The sequence below is a fragment of the Novosphingobium sp. 1529 genome, assembly GCF_040544855.1.
In the GTDB taxonomy this organism is placed as follows: Bacteria; Pseudomonadota; Alphaproteobacteria; order Sphingomonadales; family Sphingomonadaceae; genus Novosphingobium; species Novosphingobium capsulatum.
The window spans coordinates 1-3,256 of the sequence record NZ_JBEPKW010000033.1 but is presented as its reverse complement, the minus strand read 5'-3'; the positions used below and the strand labels follow the sequence as shown (position 1 = coordinate 3,256).

The following is a 3,256-nucleotide window of genomic DNA, read 5'->3' as shown; positions in this document are numbered from 1 at the left end:
GTACCCATCCGGCGTGACCCGCCTTGCGTGGCGCTGAGCGAGCGCTCTTAAGGACGCTCTTGAGAGCGCACTCAGGAGCGGTTGATGCGGCAGATTACGGTGATGGCAGGGCCCGAGCGTCGGCGGCGGTGGACTGACGCGGAGCGGCTGCGGATATTGGCCGAGGCTGCCGAGCCCGGCGCATGCGTTGCCGATGTTGCGCGGCGACACGATATTTCGACAGCACGGATCTACACCTGGCGGCACAAGCTGCGCCAACACATCGCGGTGCCCCAGTTCGCCGAAGCCGTGGTCGATGGTGGCGACGATAAGGTTCCCGATGTCACGCCCCAGCCTGCGGTGGTGATCGAGTTGGGCAGCAAGGTGCGCTTGTCGATCTTCCCGTCAGCGCCGGTCGCACTGGTTGCCGCTACGCTGAAGGCGCTGCGGTGATACCGTCGAGCGCGCGGATATGGATTGCGATGGGGCACACGGACATGCGCAAAGGCATGCAGGGCCTCGCGCTGCTGGTGCAGCAAGGCCTGCAGCGCAATCCCCATGGCGGCGATCTTTTTGTGTTCCGCGGGCGTGCCGGCGCGCTGGTCAAAATCATCTGGCATGATGGCGTCGGCATGTCGCTTTATGCCAAGCGATTGGAGAAAGGTCGCTTCATCTGGCCATCGGCAAAGGAGGGCATGGTGACCCTGACCAATGCGCAACTGGCGTGTTTGCTGGAAGGGATCGACTGGCGGAACCCGCAACATACCGCACGTCCACAGAGCGCCGGATAGCTCTCTCAACTTTGGCGGTTTTCAGGGCATTTTCCGCTTTGGCTTTGGCCGCTTGTGTGATTCCATCTTGGGTATGGACACGGCCGTTTCGCCTCTGCCGAACGACATTGAAGCGCTCAAGGCGCTTGTCCACGAAGCCAACCGGAAGGCGGATGAAGCCGCGCGGCGGGCTTCTAGGGCCGAAGCCGAACTTGCCAATGCGCAGGCCCAGGCCAGTGCCACCGATGCGCTGATCGCCCATCTCAAGCTGCAGATCGCCAAGCTGCGGCGCGAGCAATATGGCCCGAGTGCGGAACGAACCCGGCGCCTGCTCGACCAGATGGAACTGGAGCTCGAAGACCTCGAGGCCGATGCGACCGAAGATGGCCTGGCCGCGGTGGCCGCCGCCAGCACGGCAACCACCGTCGCAGCCTTCGAGCGCAAGCGCCCCTCACGCAAGCCATTCCCCGAACACCTGCCGCGCGAGCGCGTCGTTGTCCCGGCACCATGCACATGCCCTGCCTGCGGTGGCAGCCGCTTGTCCAAGCTGGGCGAGGATGTGACCGAGACACTCGAGGTGATCCCGCGTGCATGGAAGGTCATCCAGACGGTGCGCGAGAAATTCTCGTGCCGGGATTGCGAGACCATCGCGCAACCACCGGCGCCGTTCCACGTCGTGCCTCGGGGATGGGCTGGTCCCAGTTTCCTCGCCATGGTGCTGTTCGAGAAGTACGGCCAGCACCAGCCTCTCAACCGGCAGGCCGAACGCTTCGGGCGCGAAGGCGTGCCGATCAGCGTATCGACGCTGGCCGACCAGGTTGGCGCGGCATGTTTTGCACTGATGCCGATCTTCCGGTTGATCGAGGCGCATGTCTTTGCCGCCCAGCGGCTCCATGGTGATGACACCACCGTACCGGTCATGGCCAAGGGCAAGACCGATACCGGCCGACTATGGAACTATGTGCGCGATGACCGCCCGTTCGGCGGTGCCGATCCGCCGGCCGTCGTGTTCCGCTATTCACGCGATCGGCGCGGGGAACATCCCCAGGCGCATCTGGCGACCTGGTCCGGCATTCTGCAGGCCGATGCCTTTGCCGGCTATAACGAGCTCTATGCCACTGACCGCAAGGCGGGCCTGATCCTCGAGGCTGGCTGCTTCGCGCATGCCCGGCGCAAATTCTTCGAGCTGGCCGATGTGGAAGGCGCGGCACGCAAGAAGAGCCGTGGCGAGAAGACCGGTCAGATCTATCCGATCGCGCTGGAGGCGGTGCAGAAGCTCGATGCGCTGTTCGAGATTGAGCGGACCATCAATGGCAGGAGCGCCGAGGACCGGCTTGCCGTTCGCCAGGCATTGAGCGCACCGCTGATGGACGAACTGCACACGTGGCTGACCGAGCAACTGGCGAAGCTGTCGCGTCACCATGATCTGGCCAAGGCGATCAACTACATGCTGCGGCGCTGGGATGGATTCACCCGATTCCTCACCGACGGCAGGGTCTGTCTGACCAACAACGCCGCAGAACGGGCCCTGCGCTGTGTGCCCTTGGGCAGAAAGGCGTGGCTGTTTTGCGGCTCGGATCGCGGCGGACAGCGTGCCGCCATCATTTATTCGCTGATCCAGACCTGCCGGCTCAACGATGTCGATCCGCAGGCATGGCTGGCCGATGTGCTGGCCCGCATCGCCGAATGTCCGGTCAGCAGGCTCGCCGATCTGCTTCCCTGGAACTGGCGGCCTTAGCAGGCCTGACGTCTGGTTCCAGATCTTAGGCACCCGGGGAGACGATAACAACGCTGCCATCCGAAGCGTTGCGGCAAGAGCCTAGTTGCGGTGACTCCAATCGTAACTACTATTGACTGCAACGAGGAGGGTCGCATGTTCGGTTGGCTGAGACGATCCAAGCAAAAGTCGGCTTTGCCTGCGACTGCGTTGCCGATTGATCAAGCGTTGTTCGAACAGGACGGGGCAGGCCTATACAAGGCTCTCAGCGCTCACTGGGCCGCGAGTAATCCAGATACCTACAGCCATGGTGTCACCAGCCCGGACGTTGAAGCGCTGGAGGAACGATATTCGCTCCATCTGCCAGAGGATTTTCGTGCCTACCTTGTCCATGCAGCGCCAAGTACTTCATTCATGGACGACATCGGCACTCAATGGTGGGCGGCGAACGAGATCAAATCTATCTCTGATGAATGCCCGGATGGACCGCCGGGCCAGACTAATCCGGAGATCGAGCAGGAGAAGGACGCTTACCTTGTATTCTCCGACTTCCTGATCTGGTGTTACGCTTGGGCGATCTGCTGTTCCAGCGGGCCAAATAGAGGAAAGATTGCCTTGATTGGCGGCCAACCAGACGCATTCGTTGCGGATAACTTTCGCAATTTCCTGCGACTGGAACTGACCGACAATATCGCAATTCACCAAGGGTTGAGCAAACCAGCTGGCGCGGGCGGCTGACAGCCGCCGCCCACCAAACATCATCCTTCCGCGGCCCTGACCGGATGGTTAC

4 protein-coding genes are annotated in these 3,256 nt (G+C 62.2%); all 4 read left to right on the top strand.

Annotated elements, in window-relative coordinates:
- Window positions 1-84 precede the first annotated feature (84 nt).
- The 4 genes from tnpA to ABIC78_RS21440 all read left to right on the top strand — a co-directional run bounded on the left by tnpA (window position 85) and on the right by ABIC78_RS21440 (window position 3,204).
- Window positions 85-432, top strand: a complete 348-nt coding sequence (tnpA, locus tag ABIC78_RS21455) for an IS66-like element accessory protein TnpA (protein WP_354491959.1) — start codon at window positions 85-87, stop codon at window positions 430-432.
- Complete coding sequence (gene tnpB, locus ABIC78_RS21450; RefSeq protein ID WP_354491957.1) at window positions 429-770, top strand: IS66 family insertion sequence element accessory protein TnpB; 342 nt, start codon at window positions 429-431, stop codon at window positions 768-770. Before tnpA ends, tnpB begins: the two co-directional genes overlap by 4 nt.
- Before the next feature lie 73 nt (window positions 771-843).
- A complete protein-coding gene (gene tnpC, locus ABIC78_RS21445; RefSeq protein ID WP_354491961.1) occupies window positions 844-2,487 on the top strand; it encodes an IS66 family transposase in 1,644 nt (547 codons plus the stop codon).
- Window positions 2,488-2,622: 135 nt separating this feature from the next.
- Window positions 2,623-3,204 (top strand): SMI1/KNR4 family protein, encoded by a 582-nt coding sequence (locus ABIC78_RS21440; protein ID WP_354491955.1) that lies wholly within the window; start codon window positions 2,623-2,625, stop codon window positions 3,202-3,204.
- Window positions 3,205-3,256: the final 52 nt, after the last annotated feature.